We start from the raw sequence: 19,605 nt of genomic DNA on the forward strand, positions 1-19,605 counted from the left end.
GTTCAGTGAACACGGCACACACCCTTCTTACGTTGTACCGGCGGTCTAGCCCGCGGCGGTTATGCCTCCACCGTTGCGGTGCGGCGCTCCTTGAGAGCCCAGCCGATGACACCGGCGAGCAGACCGAACGCAATCCAGGAACCGAGCACCAGCCACTGGTCGCTCGTTGCAACCTCCGGGAAGTACGCAATCGAACGCAGCAGGGTCGAGGATGCACCCGGCACCAACATCTGACCGATCTGCCCCCACGCACCGGGCAGGAACACGCTCGGCATAGTCGCCCCCGAAATCGGGTTACCAATGAACATGGTCACCACGGCGCTCAGACCCAGGCCAGCGGAGGGAACCAGCAGGGCGCCCATACCGATCATGAAGGACGCGGTAGCCAGGTAGGTTGCGCTGAACGCAGCCCACAGGGTTGCGAAGTCACCGGGAATGAAACCGAACCAGGTGCTCAGAATCAGGGCGGTCAGTGCACCACCGATGACGGAGTACAGGGTTGCGGTGGCGAAGCGGCGCCAGGTGCCGTTCACGCGCAGTACGGAGAAGGAACCGCCGAGAATACCGCCAATGACCAGCGGAAATGCGGAGATAGCGATACCGGAACCGGAGGAGTCATTCTCACTCAGGGGTACCACGACGGTGGTCTTCACCGCCATTGCGGATGCCTGCTCGGCCTGCACCTTCATCTGCTCCAGCTGGGCGGCGGCCTGCGCACCCTGTTCACCGCCCGTCTGCACCGCCTGGGTGAGGGCTTCCGTCTTAGCGGCGAGTGCCTTCTGCTGAATCTGCGCGTTCAGCTGGGTGGCAACACCGTTGAGCATCTGGGTTGCTGCGGCGTTTGCGGCTGGTGCGGTCAGCACTTCGGGGGCGGCGCCTTCGGTGAAGATGATTGCGCCGTAGGTTTCGCGCTGCTTGATTTGCTGTTCAGCCTCTTTGCGGGAGGATGCCTGCTTCAAGTCGAAGGTTTCAATACCTTGGTCTTTGAGGGACTGTTCAAACTGACTGACGGTCACCTCGGGGCCTGCGATAGAGACGGGCAGGTTCTTTGCTTCCATGGTCTTGGTGGGCCAGGTGAAAGCTAGGACGATGAGTGCTACCACCAAGGATGATAGTACGGAGGTGGTGATGACCTTGAGCCAGGAGGAACGGTCGGTGGTTTCTTGCGTGCTTGTTTCTGCAATGCTCTTTGCCGCGATCTTCTGGGATGCGGCAGCTTGGGTGGCTGCGGCGGTCACTGCTTCTGCGGTGACTGCGGTGGCGGTTTCGTTGTTCATGACAATCTCCAAACAAAATGCTTATTTCGTTTACGAGTCAGAACTCTACTCTCGATTTTTACCGAGTGCAAACAAAATAGCTATTTTGTTTGTAAAGTCACAAAAAGAATCAGTGTTGTGTTTACGCGTTCTTTAGCCCCACCCCCTAGACTGGAACCATGCCCCGACTAACAGACGCCACCAAAGCCGCACGCCGAGCCCAAATCATCGAAGCCGCCATTAGCTGCTTCCTCGAAAAGGGCTACACCAACACCTCCATGAGCGACATCATCAAAGCCTCCGGACTGTCCTCCGGGTCCATCTACTCGCACTTCTCCGGCAAAGAAGACATCCTCATCACCGCCATCAACGAGCGCCTCAACAACGTCAAGGAGCTCTACGAAACACTCCCCGAAGGCGCAGGCCCCCAGGATATTCTCGAAACCATCCACACGAACCAGCTGGTAAACGACAATTTCTCCGCCATGCTGCGCATCCGCGCCAAATCGCTCCACGCACCCGAAATCGCCAGGGCAACCGCAGACACCATGCCTCTATTGCAGGGCATCATCGTAAAGACCCTCACCCCCTGGGCAGCCGAACAGCTCAGCGTTCTACACGAAATCAACCCCGATCCGGCGCAGCGCACCCCCGAACAGGAGGCGCTCATTACCGACTACACCCGCGACACCGCAGACGCCTTCATGATGGTCTTCCAGGGGTACATGCTCCGCTCCTTCTTCGGCGCCCCCGAGGAAAAGGACCGCCTCTACCGCGTCGCTTTGGCGCTCCTTCCTGAGTAGTTGACCGCCCGATAGCCCCTAAAAATCACCCTTGATCGGTTGTTTTTCAGCATTTAGACCGTGCAGGGGCAACATAGGTCATTCACATCCTGCAGGCGTAGAATCGAGAAACCATGACTGAATCCTGCACCCCCGCAACCCCCGAGCCGCGCGCCACCAACCCCGCCGAGCTGAACAACCTGCGTGCCGCACACGCCGATGAGCTCTCTTCACGCACCCGCGCCACGAGCATCCCGGCAGACTCCTGCTCCCTCTACGACGACGAGGCGCTCGGCGGCACCGCCGGACGCGCCACCGCCTGGCTGGCGCTCGAGCACGTGGGCCAGTGGGGTCGCGACGTGCTGGACGGCTCCGCCCTCGGTGAGGAACTTTCGGAGGCGTTGGGCGAGGCAGTCTCGCAGGCGGGTTTGAAGTTCCTGCTGATCCGCCAGGTGGGCAGGGCAGGGCGTGTACTGCACGGCGCGCCGGATGCATCCGGCGACCCGACCCACCGGGTACTCTACGCGCTCTGCACCCCGGGTGAGGAGAAGCTCTACTCGTTCAGCGTGAGCACCCCCGAACAGCTCCTCGAACTACCCCTGGGCAACCCCCAGGAGTTGATTCAGGCGACCGGCGCGGAGCTCATGGATTCCCCCGCCATTCTCGTATGCACCCACTCCAAGCGTGACCGCTGCTGTGCCCTGCGCGGTCGCCCCATTGCGGCGCACCTGGCGGATATCCTGCCGGGTAATGCGGTCTGGGAGTGCTCGCATACGGGCGGCCACCGCTTTGCCCCGGTCGGCATTATGCTGCCCACCGGCTACACCTACGGTCGCCTCTCGGAGCCTTCGGCGCTGGCTGCGTATCTGTCGCTGGCGGGGCGCAATATTCCGTCGTTGCACGGTCTGCGAGGCCGCAGCACGGATACTCCGGTGGAGCAGGCGGCGGAGGTTGCCGTACGCCTCGAACTGGAGAAAAAGGGTGAAGAAGTAACCTCTGGAGGTTTGGTTTCACGTGAAACATCGGGGCGGGAGGCGTTCATTGCGCTCCGCGAGGCGGGCATCGACCCCGCGGTAGACACCGCCGAACACCCCACCCTGGAGGCGGCACTCACCTCCCACACCGACGGACGCACCTGGGTCACCTTTTTCGAGCGGGTCGCCCTTGAGCCGCGCCCCAACTCGTGCGGCAAGGGTCCCGCGGATGCTTTCAGTCGCGAGCTACGCGGACTGTATCAGCTCTAGCGGCTTGCGGTAGCTCTAGGCAGAGCCAGTTCTAGCACCCGCGCATGATGTAGACAGCGCGAAGCCCCGGCGGGCACCTTCTCGGGTGCCCGCCGGGGCTTCACTGTATCCAGGGTTCGGCGTATCCAGGGTTCACCGTAACCGATATTTCAACCTTATCCAGCGGACAGGCTTATCCGGCGAACGGGTTCGGCGCACCGATGTACTGTAGCTCGGTGTACTCCTCCAGACCCTCGGGGCCGCCCTCACGACCCATACCGGACTGCTTCACACCGCCAAAGGGGGCTGCCGCGTTCGAGATAACGCCGGAGTTGTAGCCGATCAGGCCGAACTCCAGACCCGCAGCCATGCGCGTAAAGCGCGGGTGGTTGCTCGTGTACACGTACGCTGCCAGGCCGTACTCGGTGTCGTTGGCGAGCTTCAGGGCGGTGCGTTCGCCCTCCTCACCGTAGCCGCCGAACGTGGCAATCGGGGCGACGGGGCCGAAGATTTCTTCACGCCACACGCGCATCGAATCGGTCACGCCGGTCAGCACGGTGGGGGTCACGAAGTTGCCCTTGTTCAGGTTCTTGGGCATGCCGCCGGTATCGCTCGGAACGTTTTCTGCAAGCTCGGGAATGTACCCGCCGCAGGCGAGGAGCGCGCCCTTACCCAGGGCGTCTTCGACCATAAAAAGCATAGATTCAACCGCTGAAGGTTGAATTAGCGGTCCGCAGTCGGTTCCGTCGACGGTTCCGTCACCCACGACGGTCGCCTCCATGCGCTCCACGAAGGCGCGGGTAAACTCTTCGGCAACGTCCTCGTGCACGATGAATCGGTTGGCGGCGGTGCACGCCTCGCCCATGTTCCTCATCTTCGCCGCGTAGGCGCCCTCCACGGCGGCGGGAATGTCCGCATCCTCAAAGACAATGAACGGGGCGTTACCGCCCAGCTCCATGGAGGTGCGCAGAACGTTCTGCGAGGCCTGCTCAAGCAGGGTGCGGCCCACGGCGGTGGAGCCGGTGAACGAGACCTTCCGCAGGCGCTCATCAGCCATCAGCGCGGAGACAACCTCACCGGTACGGGAGGTGGTCACCACGTTCAGCACGCCGTCCGGCAGGCCCGCCTCACGCATCAGGGAGGCGAAGTACAGGGAGCTGAGCGGGGTCAGGGAGGCGGGCTTGAGCACCGCGGTGCAGCCCGCCGCGAGCGCTGGGGCGACCTTGCGTGCCGCCATGGCGAGCGGGAAGTTCCAGGGGGTAATCAGCAGGCAGGGGCCGACGGGGCGGCGCACGGTGGTGATCTGTAGCCCGGATTCGGGGGCAACGGCGGTGCGGCCGAAGTTGCGGGCGGCTTCTTCGGCGTACCAGCGCAGGTAGTTCGCGGCGTAGGCGACTTCGCCGCGGGACTGGTCGAGGGGCTTGCCCATTTCGAGGGTCATGAGCCGGGCGATGACTTCGGTGCGCTGCGTCATGAGCGTGTAGGCGCGGTTGAGGATGTCGGCGCGTTCGCGGACGCTGGTTGCCGCCCATGAGGTGCGGGCGTCGCAGGCGGCGTCGAGTGCTTCGATGCCCTGTTCGACGCTGGCGTCGGCGACGTGCGCGAGGATTTGGCCGCAGGAGGGGTTGTGCACGGGGAAGGAGCCGTTGTCGCCGGTGACCCAGCTGCCGCCGATAAGCAGGTCGGTGGGCACGTAGAAGAAGGGGTAGGAGGGCCGCTCGTAGGGGTCGATGGGTTCGCGCTGCGGCATGTTGATGCTTTGCATGTGCGGTTCGGTGCGGCCTCGTAGCTGGGCGGATTTCGCGGCGGGCTTTGCGGCGGGACTCTCGGCGGAGCTTTCGGGTGAGGTGGTCATGGCGTGCCTTTCGGGTTGGGGCGGCCGGTGCGGTCGACTCTGACGCTTTTAATTCTAGTCCCCGTCCTCTCCCCTGCCCCGCACGCCTACACGTCCTCGCTCGCTCTCTCCCCGCCTTGGAAAGACCGCAGGCACGCCGAAGGGGGCCGCATCCATTACAGATGCGACCCCCTTCGGACCGGATTCTCGCTCGGTGCGTTGCTCAGCGCGCGAGCATCCTAGCTGGGGATTATGGAAGGCGTTGCCCGGAAGGGATGCTCGGTGCTACATCCGCTCTGCCCGGTACCCGCACCTTCACCGCTGAGCGGCGGTGAGGCGGGCCCCTAGGTGGACTAGGCCCACCGGTCCTCTCAAATCCAGGACTGACGTGCCTCGATTCGAGTCAGCTCCAGAGGACCGCCATCGTTGGTGCCGTGGAAGCGGCCGAAGTGTACGTACGGGCCGCGGTAGGCGCTGTGGTTGATGGGGCTGGAGTATTGGCCGTTGACCGTGTAGTAGAAGCTGTTCTTGTTCACCACAATCTTGCAGTTCAGTGCCTGGCCGGTGGTGACCTTCTGGCGCAGCTTCATGGTGTGCAGCACGCGCGGGCTGGTCTGCTTGGGTTCGAAGCAGAGAATCTGCGCTACGGAGTTGCCGCGGTAGTTGGGGCGGATGGCGAGCACGTAGGTGCCGTCTTCCTGGTTTGCGGCGAACTTCTTGCCGATGCCGAAGGGGCCGTCGTGTTCGCGACCGAAAGCGACGTAGCCGTAGTGGCCGTCCTGCTGCGGCAGTGCACCGGTCCACTTCATGGAGAAGTCGAGGGTGTACTTTTCGCGGGTGGTGTAGTTCGCCAGCGGGCCGAGCAGTACGGATTCGTCGTAGCGCTGGTTGTGCACGATGGCTACGCCGGTCAGGTCGGGCATGTCCGCTGCGACGGAGGGGTCGGCGGGCAGCATGCCGTGGGGACGCTTGCCGGTCTTGATCTTGACGCTGGAGTCGAAGGGGTCACCGATTACCCAGTAGGGGTCGGGGCACATGAAGCCCTTCACGCCCAGTGCCTTGTACTTTTCGTAGGCGGAGCGGCGGTGGATTTCCCAGACGATGACTGCCTTGCCGAGGCCGGTGAGGGCGCGTACGTTCTCTTCGCTCATGGAGCCCTGGGAAGCGCCGGTCGGCTTCTCGTAGTAGGGTACGCCGATGGCGTCCACGTTTTCGTGGCGTGCCATTGCGGAAATCTTATCGATGGGGTCGCCGCCGTCGAAGTAGCACCAGGTGGCACAGCCTGCGGAGTTGGCAAGCTTCAGGTAGCGGGAGGTGGGCTTGAAGCCGCCGCTGCCGTCACGGTACATCTTGATGACGGTGCGGCGCTGCAGGCCGCGTTCGGTGATGAACTTGACGAGGCCTGCCTGTGCGGGGCCGTCCTTCGCTTCGAGGAACAGTACGACCTTCTTGCCGCCGACGGAGGCATATTCGCCGCCTGCGGGTACGGCGTCAACGGCTGCGATGGCTTCTTCGAGGGTGGGGATGTTGTACAGGTCGGTCTTTTCGCCCAGGTTCTTGCGCATGTTGACCTTGTGCTGGCGCAGTTCGGCGAGGGTGTGGCCGCGCACGTCCATGGATGCGCCGGTGGTGCGCTTGATGTTGGTGTCGTGCATGCAGACGAACTGGCCGTCGCTGGTGGTGCGTACGGAAATTTCGACGGCGAGGGCGCCGCGGCGTACGGACTCTGCGTAGGCGTAGGCGGTGTGCTCGGGGCTGATGTTGCCGGCACCGCGGTGGGCGATGAAGAATTCATCGGTCTTGTAGAGCAGCTGATGTGCGGGGGAGCCGCTGTGTACTGCCGCGAGCTGTGCGCGGGTGTTGGCTGCGGCGTGGGCTTCGCCTGCCTGGAGCATGAGGGCGGCGGGCGCCAGAGTGGAGGCGCCAATGAAGCCGCGGCGGCTCAGATTCTTGGAGATCTTCGGGAATGCAGTCACCGTAGTGGTCCTTTTTTCGTTTATGAGTTGAGCGTAATGTGTGTGGTTGGTCATTGAAGTTTTGGTTTATAGCTGAGGGTCCGGATTCTCTCAACTCAAACTGCAACTTCTATGTAGGATAACGATTTTTTATCGGTGATTCACTGCGTTCACAAGCAAATAGGGTATTATGTGCGCCTCATTCTTACCCGCTGTGCAATGCGGGTGAATGTGTTCCTCCTTTTCCGCCGCTTTTAATAGCGGCATTTCATGCGGCGTTAAAAAATTTCTCGTGTAACGAAAAAAGCCGCGCCTGTAGCCCGATTGAGCCTGCAGGACGCGACCTTTTGCGTTAAGTATTTTCGCGGGTTTTCACCGCTGTTGAAGCTGAGCTATTTTCGCTGGTTCAGCTTACTTCTTGGATGCCTGAGCGACGCGGTCACCGGCTGCAACGGGGCGGCGGGACTCAGAGTCCTTGGAGATGTTGAACTTTGCGGTGTTGGTAATCATCACCATGGTTTCCTTGGAGGGGATGCGACCCTCGATAGCTGCCCAGTCGACCTCGATAATGGGTGCGCCTGCCTCAACCTTGTCACCTACGTTAGCGAGCTTGGTGAAGCCGTCGCCGCCGAGCTCAACGGTGTCGATACCGATGTGGACCAGTACCTCACCGCCGTTTTCGGTGCGGAGCATGAATGCGTGCAGGGTGTCCTGAATCAGTGCAATGGTGCCTGCAACGGGTGCGACGATGGTGCCTGCGGTGGGGTTCACTGCGTAGCCGTCGCCCATAACGCCCTGAGAGAAAACGGGGTCGGAGACTTCGCTCAGCGGCAGGTACTCGCCGGTAGCAGGTGCGACGTAGACGTCTGCGGACGATGCTTCCTGTGCGGCAGCTTCCTTCTTCTTCTTGCCGAAACCGAACATGTATGCTCCTTCTGGTCGTGTGGCGCTATGAATAGCGTGTATTTGTAACGCTGATGCGTCCGCGTCGGATGCGGGCGTCGTTGCCTTCTTGGTTTCACACCGGGCGACGTCTGCCTGAATTGCAGGGTTCGCACACTCCGGTGCATATGCACTCAGAATACAACACCTGAACCCGCAGCTCACGAGCTGAGGGTCATTCGACTCGAATTCTGCAAATATTCCGCAAATCTGGAACTTCAACTCACACTTCTGCACTCTTGAGGGCACGAGTACACTTAGTGAAGGACTGGCGCCCCTCCCCCGAGCTGGCGCTGATAAGAAAGAAAAGGCTAAAAACTGATGACTGAAGCGGCTGAGACCGTTCTTGAAGTATTTATTCCGGGCCCCGGTGAGAACCCGGAGGATCCGCAGGATATGGAGCGCTCCGAGTTCCTGGGCGCCGCACAGGAGGCGCTGGATTCGGGCGTGTACATTGAGGTGTACTCCACCGACTCCTACCCGTCCGCATTTGAAGAGTGCGCACCGGTCGCCGAGCAGATTGAGATGAACGGCCGCGAGGTTCTGCCGCTCATGCTCGTCAACGGTGAGGTGAAGGTGTCCTTCGCGTACCCGACTGCCGAGCAGATTAAGCGTTTTGCGCGCGCCCACCTGGTTGCCCAGCCGAAGGCTAATGCGGCAGCGGCTGCGTGCGGCCCGTCCGGTTCCCCGGCGGCGTCGATGATCCCGAACCTGAGCGGCGAACCCGCCGGTTTCGCGGCAACCCTGGCGGGTAAGGCACCCCAGCCGGTCGGCGGCCCCGAGATCGGTAACCGCGTGAACCTCATGGGTGGCGACACCGGCGACGGTATCCCCACCTCCGGTTCGGTGGCTGTGAAGTCCGGCGGCTGCGGATGCGGTGGTTGCGGCTGCGGCGGCAAGTAAACCCACCCCTGCCGGCAACGAGCGCCTGGCTCACCCGGTTCTAAACTACATAGCAAAGAGCGGTGCCCGTCTCCTCGTGATGAGGAAGCGGGCACCGCTTTCGCTTAACGAAGCTTAGGTTCACACCCGGCAGCACCTACGGGAGCTACGGCGGGCGAACAGCACCTTACTTGATGGAGGTACCGACGGAACCGAGCTGCTGGCAAGCCTCGACCACGCGTGCGGCCATGCCTGCCTCTGCAGCTGCACCCCAAACGCGGGGGTCATAGGTCTTCTTGTTGCCGACCTCGCCGTCAACCTTCAGCACACCGTCGTAGTTGCTGAACATGTGGCCAGCAACGGGGCGGGTGAATGCGTACTGGGTGTCGGTGTCGATGTTCATCTTGATAACACCGTAGGACACTGCGTCTGCAATCTCCTGCTCGGTGGAGCCGGAGCCACCGTGGAAGACCAGGTAGAAGGGCTTGTCGCCCTTGCCGTACTTAGCGCCGACCTCGGTCTGGATTTCCTTGAGCAGCTCGGGGCGCAGGTGAACATTACCGGGCTTGTACACGCCGTGAACGTTACCGAAGGTCAGAGCAGCCATGTAGGTGCCCTTCTCGCCCAGGCCGATTGCCTCAACGGTCTTGATTGCGTCTGCAACGGTGGTGTACAGGGAGTCGTCGATAGCGCCTTCAACGCCGTCTTCCTCGCCACCAACGGCACCAATCTCAACCTCGAGAACGAGCTTTGCCTTGGAGGTACGCTCGATCAGCTCAGCAGCGATCTTCAGGTTCTCGTCCAGGTCGATTGCGGAGCCGTCCCACATGTGGGAGTTGAAGATGGGGTCTTCACCGCGAGCAACAGCCTTCTCGGACTCTGCCAGCAGGGGCAGGACGAAGCCTTCCAGCTTGTCCTTGGGGCAGTGGTCGGTGTGCAGTGCAATGTTCACGTCGTACTGCTTAGCAACTTCGCGTGCGTATGCTGCGAAGGCCAGGGAGCCAACGACCATGTCCTTCTTGGAAGCGCCGGACCAGTATGCTGCGCCACCGGTGGATGCCTGGATGATGCCGTCCGAGCCAGCCTCTGCGAAGCCGCGGATTGCAGCGTTCAGGGTCTGGGAGGAGGTCACGTTCACTGCGGGGTACGCGAAGCCCTTTTCCTTCGCGGTCTGCAGCATTTCTGCGTAAACTTCGGGGGTTGCAATAGCCATATGCTGACTCCTTGGATAGATGCGACCGGTTACCGATGCTGGGCCGGTTCACCATATTTTGTTGGCGCGCGAGACGCCTCCTACTCGCACTATTTTACCAAGATACGACTTATTTATCGTTAATTTTTTGTGGGTTTTTTTGGGTTTACTGCAGCGAAATTTCCGCGAATTACCGCGGTAAAGTAGAGGTGTTAATGACTTGATGTCTTCTGTGTGTGCAGGCCAGCGTACACATCACCCAGACGCGACGAAAGGAACCTCCCATGAGCAAGGCGAGCGCTAAAAATAATCCGAAACAGCTCGACGCGAAACGTGAGAAGCGTGCCCGCCAGGCGCAGCGTCGTGCTGAGCGTGAGCATCCGAATGCGGCGGCTATTGCCCCGGTGCGCGCCCAGTTGGATGAGGTTCTGGAGCGTAAGAGTCGGCATGTTTTGGGGCATGGCGATATGGCGAAATCCCTTGAGTTGATGGAGAAAATGCGTGATGAGGGCGCGAGTGACCACGAGATTGATGTGGCGCTTGCGGAGGCGAAGCTCCCCTCGGTCGTGCAGGTTGGTCGTAAGTCGTTGATGCGTTGGCCGAGCTGGTGGTGGTTGAATCGTCGTGAGCGCGCGTTGCGGGCGAAGATTGACCGGCTGATGGAGGACTAAGTCCCCGTTGTGAATAGGTTGTGAGAGCACCCCGTTGTGGGTGCTCTTGTGCTGTGCGGTGGTGGGGTAATTGATTTTTTGGACTCAGGGTTCAATTAATCTATTTCACAAAACAATGAAAACCACACAATACAACATGAACCAAATATATTTATAAGATATGCGTTATATTTATATAAATTGTTACGTGATGCGGGTTATATTTACCTAAATTACCGTGCTATAGTCATTACAACCCGCAGACGTGTTCCCAACCACATTTCGTGTAGCACGTGCTTCAGACGTAACTATCCAAGGAGGTATAGCGTGAGCACCTCACCGAACAAGAACCCGCAGACTTCTGCAGCGGATCAGTACACTAAGCCCCCCACAGACGACCCGTTCGCACACGAACAGGAAGGCTTCCACAAGGGGCTTGGCGCACGTCAGCTCCAGATGATCGCCATCGGTTCCGCTATTGGTACCGGCCTGTTCCTGGGCACCGGTAGCCGCCTGCAGGACGCAGGCCCCATGCTCGCCGTCATCTACGCCGTCATCGGCTTCTTCGGCTACCTGATCCTTCGAGCCCTCGGCGAGCTGATTCTTCACCGCCCTTCCTCGGGCTCCTTCGTCTCCTACACCCGCGAATTCTACGGCGAAAAGGCCGCATTCGTATCCGGATGGCTGTACTGGCTGAACTGGGCAATGACCGCCGTTGCAGACGCCACCGCTATCGCTATCTACATCAGCTGGTTCGGTCGATACAACCAGTTCTTCGCAGATATTCCCCAGTGGCTTAGCGCATTCATCGTCGTTATCGTCACTGTGGCTCTGAACCTCATCTCCGTGAAGCTCTTCGGTGAGCTGGAATTCTGGTTCGCACTCATTAAGATTCTTGCCCTGCTGTCCTTCATGGCGGTAGGTATCTGGTACCTGGTCTTCGGTGAACCCATCAACGGCGTCACCCCCGGCCTGAGCCTTATTGCAGCCAATGACGGCTTCTTCCCCAACGGTATTCTTCCCGCTCTTATCGTGGTTCAGGGCGTTGTGTTCGCCTACGCCGGTATTGAGCTGGTCGGCACCACCAGTGGTGAAACCAAGAACGTTGAGAAGGTTATCCCCCGCGCTATCAACACCGTGATCTGGCGTATCGCGATTTTCTACGTTGGTTCCGTGGTTCTGCTCTGCCTGCTCATGCCCTACACCGCATACAAGGACGCAGAGTCGCCGTTCGTGACCTTCTTCGACGCTATCGGCATTGACGGTACCGCACCGATTATGCAGCTGGTTGTTATTACCGCGGCTGCTTCCTCGCTGAACGCTGGCCTATACTCCACCGGCCGTATTCTCCACTCGATGGGTGTTGCAGGTTCGGCACCGAAGTTCACCACCAAGGTGTCCCGCTCCGGCGTTCCGGTGGCAGGTATTCTGCTGACCGGTGTAATTGGCCTCTTCGGCGTTGTGCTGAACTTCTTCGTTCCCGAGCAGGCGTTCGAGGTCGTGCTGAACATCGCATCCGTGGGCACCATGGCTAGCTGGGCGGCTATCGCAATGTCGCACCAGAAGTACCTGAAGCTGGTCGGCGAGGGCAAGTACAAGCGCCCCAACTACCGCGCACCCGGCGGTCGCTTCAGTGACTGGGCTGTGATGGTGTTCCTCGCTGTTGTGCTGGTGCTGATGGCACTGGATTACCCGGTCGGCACCTACACCCTGGCATCGCTGCTGCTGGTTATCCCGCTGCTGATTATCGGCTGGTACACGGTTCGTGACCGCGTCAACGAGATTGCTCGCGTCCGTGAAGGCTACACCGGTTCCGTGCCTGTGATTGCTGCCCGCCCCGTGGTGAAGAAGCTCGTTCCGGAGCCTCGTACCCACATTGACCTGGGTGAACTGGACGCTGAGGACGAGGACAAGCCGAAGGGCAACTAACCCGACGGCTGCCTCCGATCCCGTAATATCCCAGTGAAATCCCGGTGAAGGCGATGAGGGGGTTCTAGACCCTAGCCCGTAGGTTCCAGGAGTTCTAGAACCCCCTCCCTGCACGTTTTTCGTGTTCGTTCCGTATTACATCCGTGTAATACATAAAGCAAAGTACATATCTACAGCATTTCTAATACGGTGTGTCCTGCAATATATTTTGAGATAATAGATATCCGTAGTGACCACCAGATGCACAAAGAAGTTTTGTGCAGATATTCAAAGGAGAAAATCATGACTGAACGTCCTAGCGCACACGCGGTGGAATTTGTTGACGTCGCCTCGATGGCGAAGTGGATTCAGAAGGACGGCGTAGGCAACATCATTGCCGGCATGGTCGACTTCCTCGAAGAAGACTTCAAGAAGTGGCAGAGCTTCGACAAGATTCCGCGCGTCGCCTCCCACACCCCCTTCGGTGTGATTGAGCTGATGCCCACCTCCGACAACATCACCTACTCCTTCAAGTACGTGAACGGCCACCCGTCGAACCCGGCACGCGGCTTCCAGACCGTGACCGCGTTCGGTCTGCTCGCTGACGTGGATAACGGCTACCCCGTGTTCCTGGCTGAGATGACCCTGCTGACCGCGCTACGTACCGCCGGTGTGTCCGCCATGGTTGCTAAGCACCTGGCACGCAAGGATTCGAAGAAGATGGCGATGATTGGTACCGGCTCGCAGTCTGAGTTCCAGGCGCTGGGTATGCGCGCGGTGCTCGGCATTGAGGACCTGTCCGTCTACGACGTTGACCCGCACGCGATGGAGAAGTTCCGCCGTAACCTGGAGCCGCTGGGCTTCCGCATCCACCTGGCTAAGGACGTGGACGAGGCTGTTGAGGGTGCCGACATTATTACCACCTGCACCGCCGATAAGCAGCAGGCGAAGGTTCTGCTGGACCGCCAGGTGAAGCCCGGCGTGCACCTGAACGCTATTGGTGGCGACTGCCCCGGCAAGACTGAGTTGGAAAGCGAAATTCTGGACCGCTCCACCGTGTTCGTTGAGTTCCCGCCGCAGACCCGCATTGAGGGCGAGATTCAGCAGAAGGACCCGGACTTCCCGGTGGTGGAGTTCTGGAAGGTTCTGACCGGTGAGGAGCCGGGCCGCGTGTCGGATGAGCAGATTACCCTGTTTGATTCGGTGGGCTTCGCGATTGCTGACTTCTCGGGTCTGCGTTATGCCCGTGCGGCTACGCAGGACACCGACCTGCAGCAGTTCATTGACCTGGTTGCTAGCCCGGATGATCCGAAGGATCTGTACTCGCTGGTGAACGTTAACGTTCCGGTGGGCTAAAGGGCTCAAGTAACCTGACGCTGAGTGGCCTTGAGCTGGCGAGCCTGTAGGTGCGCTGGCATGGGCTGCGAGGTTGAGAGTGAATAAAGTGAGGGCCGGGGAGTGGTGACACTCCCCGGCTCCTTCTTATGAAATTTGCTTGTGGGCATTCTGCGGCTGGTTCGCCCGTTCTGCCCTTCAGCGGGTGCGGCTACTGGTGGGTGGCAATAATTTCACGCGCCCTCGCCACATGCTTTTCTTTCTCTTCTTTCAACTGGTTAAGCTTCGCCTGATTCTTCTCAATCAGCGGACCCTGATAGGACGCTTCAATATCACCCAGACGCTGAGCCATACCAACCTTCTGGTTACATTCGGCTTCGATGGTCGCGAGGCGAATTTCCTCCGGCTTAGCCTCTTCGTTGCCTTGGGAGGAGGTCATGAGATGTACGCTTTCTTCGGACGTCCAGTCGCTCTCCCCTTCCCTGGGGGTTAGCCCGCGTTCACGCAGGCAGGTCCACCATTCTGAGCGAATATTTTTCCACTCATCGGTTTGGGAGGCGTAGGTGTATGCCTGTGAGTTGAGCTCTCCTACAAACCGGTATTCTTTTTCGTCCAGTTCGACGTCAGAGAATGCGGCTTTCACCTCTTCTTGGCACCGGGTGTTGATGTCGTCTGATGCTGAATCTTCTGGGCCTCGGGATTCCTTCTGGGAGTACCCGTACTTTTTGGCGTACTCAACGTTCCAGCTACCGTATAGGCCTCCCGGTTGAGGGGTGTCTACTGAGGGCACGGCGTAGGACTGCCCGTGGTGCGCATAGCATTCGGACATGAGCGTGTGCCACGCCGTGCTCACCGTACGGAGTGTGAGTTCGTCAAAGGCATACTCATCCAGTGGAAGGTGTACGTAGTTCTTTGAATAATCGAGAACAGCTTTTCGTGAGGTGTCCCGCTCGGCGCTGTTGGAGCAGGACACGCACGCCCCCAGCAGGCAGAATACTGCTACCGCAGAGAGAGCCTTACGCATAGGCTTTTCCTCCTCCATACCTTGTTGTAACGTTCAAACGGAGTTACCCCAATTATCCCAAGGGCTCCTATCTGCTTGTCGCTGATATCTACTGGTGGGTGGCGATAATTTCGCGCGCCTTGGCTATCTTCGCGTCACGATAGGCCTTCAAATCATTCAGCAACGCCTGATTCTTCTCAATCAAAGGCCCCTGATAGGACGCCTCAAGATCACCCAGACGCTGAGCCAACCTCACCTTCTCACTACATTGAGCTTCAATGGTTGCCAGGCGGATAACCTCCTCCAACACTTTGGGATCATCAGCATTCAGATTGGCCGTTTCTTTGCTCGTCCATTCACCGTCCCCGGTGCGAGGCGTCAACCCTTCCTGACGCTGGCAGTCCCACCAATCTGAGCGGGCTTTCTTCCATTCAGGGTCAGCCTGCGCACGCTGGTACGCTTCGCCACTGATACGACCGACGGGGCGGTACTTTTTCTCATCAGCCTCATCAAAATAGAGCATATCCAGTTCTTCCCGATGCTCTTCGCGGCAGCTGACCCTGACGTCTTCAGGGATGCTCTCATAAATCCTTTCCTGCTCTTCTCTGACTTTGCTGGACGTAAAATGATTCGCCGCATGCTTCACGTTCCAGGAGCCGTACTGGGAGGCGTTGCCAGAAACCAAGCCGTTTTCTAGAATTTCAAAATCGTATCCCTTTTTCGCATAGCACTCTTTAAGAATCAACAAATACGCCCTATATGTTATATCTAGGGCCTGGTCACTCATGTCGTATTCATCGAGCGGAAGAGTAATGTAGTTATTTTCAAAATCTAGCTGGGCTTTGAAGCTAGTATCTTTAGGCGCAGCGGCGCAGGAACTTAAAGCTAAAGCAAAGCAGGCGAGTAGGGCAGCAGATTTCTTCATTGTTACCGACTCCTTTCAGGGGAATGACGTCGCGGTCATTCATATCCACAGCCCGCAACCATTAGCGAGCCGAAGCCAGGAAATCCATCGCATGTCCCAAACTGAAATTGAGAGTGCGATTCTCACATCTCCTGTGATTTGCGTTAACACTAACACGCCTAGGTAATTCCATGCGTGGTTTAAGCCACCCCAACCCCCAACAGAAAGGTTCCGACGCGCACACAACGCATCGGAACCTTTAAACACCTCATAAACAGCCGCCAAACTACGACGGAATCTGACCAAACACATGGCGGCGAACCCACGCATGCATCGCAATACCCGCAGCCGTCGCCGCATTCATCGAACGCGTCGACCCAAACTGCTCAATCGACAGAGTATCCCTAGCCGCCGCATGCAACTCCTCCGACAAACCCGGGCCCTCCTGACCAAAAACCAGCACACACTTCTTCGGCAGATCATACGTCTCCAGGGGCACAGAATCCGGAAAAATATCAATACCAATAATCTCCAGACCCTCAGCCTGCGCCCACGCCACAAAATCCTCAATCGTCGGATGATGACGCACATGCTGATAACGATCCGTCACCATCGCACCACGACGATTCCAGCGGCGACGCCCAATAATATGGACCTCCTTCGCCAACATCGCATTCGCAGTACGCACCACCGTGCCAATATTCAAATCATGCTGCCAATTCTCAATCGCCACATGAAAATCATGGCGGCGCGTATCCAGGTCAGCAATAATCGCGTCCATCGACCAGTAACGGTACTTATCCACCACGTTACGGCGGTCGCCCTCACGCAGCAGCTCCTCATCCCAATGGTCACCCTCGGGCCACGGGCCCTCCCACGGGCCCACACCCACCTCAAAACGGGCAGTACCCTGCTCAGTACCCTCAACAGCCTCAGCTACAGCCGCCTCACGATTCTCAACCATCACAACCACCTTCACGCCAACAACCAGCGCCACTCCGGCGCCCACAGAGCCATCTTACAGACAAAGACCCGCGCCACCAGCCACACACAGTAGCCAGCGGCACGGGTTTACCCGCCGCAACGGGAATGTCTTAAAAATTCACGAGGTCCTAGTCCAAGCCAGTAGAGACTAGTCCAGGCCCAGCTCATCCTTCGAGTACGCGTACAGGCACGGGACGCCCGCAACCTCTTCCACATGCTCCTTAGCGCCGGTCGCACGGTCAACAATCACAGCAACCGCCACAACCTCAGCGCCAGCCTTACGCAGTGCCTCAACAGCAGTCAGCGCAGAACCACCGGTCGTGGAGGTGTCCTCAACAGCAACCACGCGGCGACCCTCAACGCTGGGGCCCTCCACCTGACGGCCCATGCCGTAAGACTTCTGAGCCTTACGCACCACAAACGCGTCAATCGCACGGTCCTGATCACCAGCGGCACGCATAATCGCGGTACCCACCGGGTCAGCACCCATAGTCAGGCCGCCAGCAGCCTCAAACTCGATGCCGTTCTTATCCAGCAGGTCCAGCATGACCTGACCAACCAGGCGAGAAGCCTCGTGGTGCAGGGTGATGCGGCGCAGGTCAACGTAGTAGTCGGCTTCCTTGCCGGAGGCGAGGACCACGTGCCCGCGCACCACAGCCAGCTCCATAATCAGCTGGCGCAGGCGTTCACGGGCTTCTTCAATGGGGAGGTTTTCAGAAAGCTTAGTCATAGTTCCAGTGTAGCGGCTCACGTGCAGGCGGCGCAGGCTATCCTGCGCTATCCCACTACCGCGTTATCCCGGCACTAGGCTATTCCACCACGCGACCCACCGACGGCGGTAGGGCAGCGCGCAGCTTCGTCAGCATCTCCTCATACTCGGCGGCAGGATCGGAATCGGCAACCACCGCACCACCGGCGGCAAGAGTCACCGTGCCCTCATCGTGCGCCACGAGCGTGCGAATCACAATCGACAGGTTCGCCGAACCATCCGCCGACACAAAGCCCAGGGCACCCGAATACACGCCGCGAGCGCGATTCTCCAGGCCCTCAATAATCTGCATGGTCGAGGGCTTAGGCGCACCTGTCATGGAGCCGCCCGGGAAGCACGCCCGCGCGGCGGTCACCGCACTCACGCCCTCGCGCAGACGAGAGCTGACCGTGGACACCAGCTGGTGCACGGTCGAATAGCTCTCCACGCCCATGAGCACGGGCACGCGCACGGATGCCGGATCAGACACCGTGGAGAGGTCATTACGCAGCAAGTCCACGATCATGAGGTTCTCGGCGCGGGTCTTCTCATCGGTACGCAACCATGCCGCGGTAGCCTCGTCTTCTTCCGGGGTGGCGCCGCGCGGCACCGTGCCCTTAATCGGCTTCGTCTGGGCGTTACGCTGCTCATCCACGCTCAAAAAACGCTCCGGCGAAGAAGAAAGCACCGAAAAATCACCGCACCGCAGATACGCCGCATACGGCGCCGAATTGTGGGCGCGCTGGCGGCGGTACAGCTCAAAGAAAAGCTCCGGGCTCGGATTCTGGATGCGCGAGCTCGTCTGCGCGGTCAGGCACACCTCGTAGCTGTTACCCTCGTAGATTTCGTGCTGACTAGCGCGAACGGCGTCCATGTAGGCTTCCGCAGCGGGGGCCGGGAAGAGCAGGGGCTCAGCGAGTTCGGGGGTATTTACGGGGGTGCTGTCGGAGGCAGTCTCCCCCGCAGTGCTCAGCAGCCGCTCCGCCGCCTCACACCACGGCTCATCGCCCACCAGCCAGCTACGTGCGGGGCGGCCCGGGCGGGCATGCTCGTGCACCAGGTAGCGGACCGCCGGCAGCCACAGAGAATCCGGGGTCGGCGCCTCATGCGTCGGCAGATAGCCTGGCACCGGGTGGCCGTGCTCCAGGCCCATGGCGGCACGCGCCTCATAGCCGAAATAACCCACGTAACCGCCACGCAAACCCGCGGGCAGACCGGTCGCCGCCGCGGCATCCGGGTGCACGCGCGGTGCGGAGGCGAGCGCCGCCTCCAACTGGGCGAAGGGGTCTTCCCTGCCAGACTCAGCCGCCGCACGCGCCGAATCTACGCGCAAGGGCGACAGCTGCGCCGGAACCACACCCACATACGAGGCAACCGACATAGGCGACTCCTCACGCGCCGAATCCAGCCAGAAGGAATACTCAGCGCCACCGCTCAGCAGCGGGTACGCCTCCTCGCAGTTCACCGCGAAAGGAAGCGGGCGCACGACAAGCTCCCGCGTCTGCGCATCCCACGGGATGCTCTGCAGAATACTCGGCAGGGCATGAGGGGACGCAGAAGCGGGAGCGTTCGAGGTAGAAAAAATACGGTCCGCGGAAGTTTCAGTCACGGACTCCATTGTATGGCGTGCAGGCGAACTGGCGGTTTAGTGAACAACTGCGGGTGCTTCGCCGTTTTCGCTGGTCATCGGCAGGCCGGCAGCGAACCATGCGCTGGTGCCGCCTGCAATGTTGTGTGCGGCGTAGCCGTGCTCGCGCAGGAAGGTTGCCGCGCGGTTCGAACGGCCGCCGCCGTGGCAGATGACGTAGAAGTCTTCGCCGGGTGCGGGCAGTTCTTCCAGACGCTCAGCGATGGTGCCGAGGGTGATGTGCTTGGCGCCGGTGGCGTGGCCGCCCTCCCACTCGTAGTCTTCACGCACGTCGATGATGGTTGCGCCTGCGGGAACGTCGCGGGGGTCAACCTGGGGTACAGCAGTCATGGGGTTCTCCTTTGAATTGAACTAGCCTT

At 59.9% G+C, this 19,605-nt stretch carries 17 protein-coding genes; 6 read left to right on the forward strand and 11 right to left on the reverse strand.

Annotated elements, in window-relative coordinates; all coding sequences use genetic code 11:
* Positions 1 to 59: 59 nt before the first annotated feature.
* Entirely contained in the window at positions 60 to 1,277 is a 1,218-nt protein-coding gene (locus HMPREF2928_RS00775) for an ABC transporter permease (RefSeq protein WP_246823533.1), read from the reverse strand.
* A 158-nt stretch (positions 1,278 to 1,435) separates the two neighbouring features.
* Here HMPREF2928_RS00775 and HMPREF2928_RS00780 point away from each other — a divergent pair, with 158 nt between their 5' ends.
* Together HMPREF2928_RS00780 and HMPREF2928_RS00785 are read left to right on the forward strand one after the other, a co-directional pair.
* Positions 1,436 to 2,059, forward strand: a complete 624-nt coding sequence (locus HMPREF2928_RS00780; RefSeq protein ID WP_070630087.1) for a TetR/AcrR family transcriptional regulator — start codon at positions 1,436 to 1,438, stop codon at positions 2,057 to 2,059.
* Between the two features lie 113 nt (positions 2,060 to 2,172).
* Positions 2,173 to 3,282: a sucrase ferredoxin gene (locus tag HMPREF2928_RS00785; RefSeq protein ID WP_070687002.1), complete on the forward strand. Its 1,110-nt coding sequence runs from the start codon at positions 2,173 to 2,175 to the stop codon at positions 3,280 to 3,282.
* A gap of 172 nt (positions 3,283 to 3,454) precedes the next feature.
* Here the strand turns inward: HMPREF2928_RS00785 and HMPREF2928_RS00790 are convergent, their stop codons facing one another.
* The 3 genes from HMPREF2928_RS00790 to HMPREF2928_RS00800 form a co-directional block, all read right to left on the reverse strand.
* The gene (locus HMPREF2928_RS00790; protein ID WP_070687003.1) at positions 3,455 to 5,116 is read right to left on the reverse strand and encodes an NAD-dependent succinate-semialdehyde dehydrogenase; all 1,662 of its coding nucleotides are present in this window, start codon (positions 5,114 to 5,116) and stop codon (positions 3,455 to 3,457) included.
* A 350-nt stretch (positions 5,117 to 5,466) separates the two neighbouring features.
* Positions 5,467 to 7,071: a glycerophosphodiester phosphodiesterase gene (locus tag HMPREF2928_RS00795; RefSeq protein ID WP_044150004.1), complete on the reverse strand. Its 1,605-nt coding sequence runs from the start codon at positions 7,069 to 7,071 to the stop codon at positions 5,467 to 5,469.
* A gap of 390 nt (positions 7,072 to 7,461) precedes the next feature.
* Entirely contained in the window at positions 7,462 to 7,974 is a 513-nt protein-coding gene (locus HMPREF2928_RS00800; protein WP_044150002.1) for a PTS sugar transporter subunit IIA, read from the reverse strand.
* Between the two features lie 339 nt (positions 7,975 to 8,313).
* Here HMPREF2928_RS00800 and HMPREF2928_RS00805 point away from each other — a divergent pair, with 339 nt between their 5' ends.
* A complete protein-coding gene (locus HMPREF2928_RS00805; protein ID WP_070634587.1) occupies positions 8,314 to 8,895 on the forward strand; it encodes an arsenic metallochaperone ArsD family protein in 582 nt (193 codons plus the stop codon).
* Between the two features lie 166 nt (positions 8,896 to 9,061).
* Here the strand turns inward: HMPREF2928_RS00805 and fbaA are convergent, their stop codons facing one another.
* On the reverse strand, positions 9,062 to 10,087 hold the full coding sequence (gene fbaA / locus HMPREF2928_RS00810; protein WP_012902702.1) for a class II fructose-bisphosphate aldolase: 1,026 nt from the start codon (positions 10,085 to 10,087) through the stop codon (positions 9,062 to 9,064).
* Positions 10,088 to 10,350: 263 nt separating this feature from the next.
* On the opposite strand from fbaA, the gene HMPREF2928_RS00815 reads away from it, so the two are divergent.
* From HMPREF2928_RS00815 to HMPREF2928_RS00825, 3 genes are all read left to right on the forward strand, one after another.
* Positions 10,351 to 10,737 (forward strand): hypothetical protein, encoded by a 387-nt coding sequence (locus tag HMPREF2928_RS00815; RefSeq protein WP_005507929.1) that lies wholly within the window; start codon positions 10,351 to 10,353, stop codon positions 10,735 to 10,737.
* A 306-nt stretch (positions 10,738 to 11,043) separates the two neighbouring features.
* Positions 11,044 to 12,645, forward strand: a complete 1,602-nt coding sequence (locus tag HMPREF2928_RS00820; RefSeq protein ID WP_049326799.1) for an amino acid permease — start codon at positions 11,044 to 11,046, stop codon at positions 12,643 to 12,645.
* Positions 12,646 to 12,927: 282 nt separating this feature from the next.
* Positions 12,928 to 13,980, forward strand: coding sequence for an ornithine cyclodeaminase (locus HMPREF2928_RS00825; RefSeq protein ID WP_005504242.1), 1,053 nt, complete (start codon positions 12,928 to 12,930; stop codon positions 13,978 to 13,980).
* A gap of 190 nt (positions 13,981 to 14,170) precedes the next feature.
* Here the strand turns inward: HMPREF2928_RS00825 and HMPREF2928_RS00830 are convergent, their stop codons facing one another.
* The 6 genes from HMPREF2928_RS00830 to HMPREF2928_RS00855 form a co-directional block, all read right to left on the reverse strand.
* The gene (locus HMPREF2928_RS00830; protein WP_070687005.1) at positions 14,171 to 14,983 is read right to left on the reverse strand and encodes a hypothetical protein; all 813 of its coding nucleotides are present in this window, start codon (positions 14,981 to 14,983) and stop codon (positions 14,171 to 14,173) included.
* 88 nt (positions 14,984 to 15,071) lie between these two features.
* Positions 15,072 to 15,887: a hypothetical protein gene (locus tag HMPREF2928_RS00835; RefSeq protein WP_070687007.1), complete on the reverse strand. Its 816-nt coding sequence runs from the start codon at positions 15,885 to 15,887 to the stop codon at positions 15,072 to 15,074.
* Positions 15,888 to 16,152: 265 nt separating this feature from the next.
* A complete protein-coding gene (locus HMPREF2928_RS00840) occupies positions 16,153 to 16,830 on the reverse strand; it encodes a TrmH family RNA methyltransferase (protein WP_070687048.1) in 678 nt (225 codons plus the stop codon).
* 168 nt (positions 16,831 to 16,998) lie between these two features.
* On the reverse strand, positions 16,999 to 17,580 hold the full coding sequence (pyrE, locus tag HMPREF2928_RS00845; RefSeq protein WP_005504234.1) for an orotate phosphoribosyltransferase: 582 nt from the start codon (positions 17,578 to 17,580) through the stop codon (positions 16,999 to 17,001).
* Between the two features lie 79 nt (positions 17,581 to 17,659).
* Positions 17,660 to 19,216: an aminodeoxychorismate synthase component I gene (pabB, locus tag HMPREF2928_RS00850; RefSeq protein WP_070687009.1), complete on the reverse strand. Its 1,557-nt coding sequence runs from the start codon at positions 19,214 to 19,216 to the stop codon at positions 17,660 to 17,662.
* A 27-nt stretch (positions 19,217 to 19,243) separates the two neighbouring features.
* On the reverse strand, positions 19,244 to 19,576 hold the full coding sequence (locus tag HMPREF2928_RS00855) for a rhodanese-like domain-containing protein (RefSeq protein ID WP_005504230.1): 333 nt from the start codon (positions 19,574 to 19,576) through the stop codon (positions 19,244 to 19,246).
* Between the last annotated feature and the right edge of the window lie 29 nt (positions 19,577 to 19,605).

Source organism: Rothia sp. HMSC072B04, from assembly GCF_001813725.1.
Lineage (GTDB): Bacteria > Actinomycetota > Actinomycetes > Actinomycetales > Micrococcaceae > Rothia > Rothia mucilaginosa.

Coding starts and splice junctions, on each gene's coding strand:
- HMPREF2928_RS00775 (WP_246823533.1), bottom strand. CDS start 1,277: ATGAACAACGAAACCGCCACCGCAGTCACCGCAGAAGCAGTGACCGCC.
- HMPREF2928_RS00780 (WP_070630087.1), top strand. CDS start 1,436: ATGCCCCGACTAACAGACGCCACCAAAGCCGCACGCCGAGCCCAAATC.
- HMPREF2928_RS00785 (WP_070687002.1), top strand. CDS start 2,173: ATGACTGAATCCTGCACCCCCGCAACCCCCGAGCCGCGCGCCACCAAC.
- HMPREF2928_RS00790 (WP_070687003.1), bottom strand. CDS start 5,116: ATGACCACCTCACCCGAAAGCTCCGCCGAGAGTCCCGCCGCAAAGCCC.
- HMPREF2928_RS00800 (WP_044150002.1), bottom strand. CDS start 7,974: ATGTTCGGTTTCGGCAAGAAGAAGAAGGAAGCTGCCGCACAGGAAGCA.
- HMPREF2928_RS00805 (WP_070634587.1), top strand. CDS start 8,314: ATGACTGAAGCGGCTGAGACCGTTCTTGAAGTATTTATTCCGGGCCCC.
- fbaA (WP_012902702.1), bottom strand. CDS start 10,087: ATGGCTATTGCAACCCCCGAAGTTTACGCAGAAATGCTGCAGACCGCG.
- HMPREF2928_RS00815 (WP_005507929.1), top strand. CDS start 10,351: ATGAGCAAGGCGAGCGCTAAAAATAATCCGAAACAGCTCGACGCGAAA.
- HMPREF2928_RS00825 (WP_005504242.1), top strand. CDS start 12,928: ATGACTGAACGTCCTAGCGCACACGCGGTGGAATTTGTTGACGTCGCC.
- HMPREF2928_RS00830 (WP_070687005.1), bottom strand. CDS start 14,983: ATGCGTAAGGCTCTCTCTGCGGTAGCAGTATTCTGCCTGCTGGGGGCG.
- HMPREF2928_RS00835 (WP_070687007.1), bottom strand. CDS start 15,887: ATGAAGAAATCTGCTGCCCTACTCGCCTGCTTTGCTTTAGCTTTAAGT.
- HMPREF2928_RS00840 (WP_070687048.1), bottom strand. CDS start 16,830: ATGGTTGAGAATCGTGAGGCGGCTGTAGCTGAGGCTGTTGAGGGTACT.
- pyrE (WP_005504234.1), bottom strand. CDS start 17,580: ATGACTAAGCTTTCTGAAAACCTCCCCATTGAAGAAGCCCGTGAACGC.
- pabB (WP_070687009.1), bottom strand. CDS start 19,216: ATGGAGTCCGTGACTGAAACTTCCGCGGACCGTATTTTTTCTACCTCG.
- HMPREF2928_RS00855 (WP_005504230.1), bottom strand. CDS start 19,576: ATGACTGCTGTACCCCAGGTTGACCCCCGCGACGTTCCCGCAGGCGCA.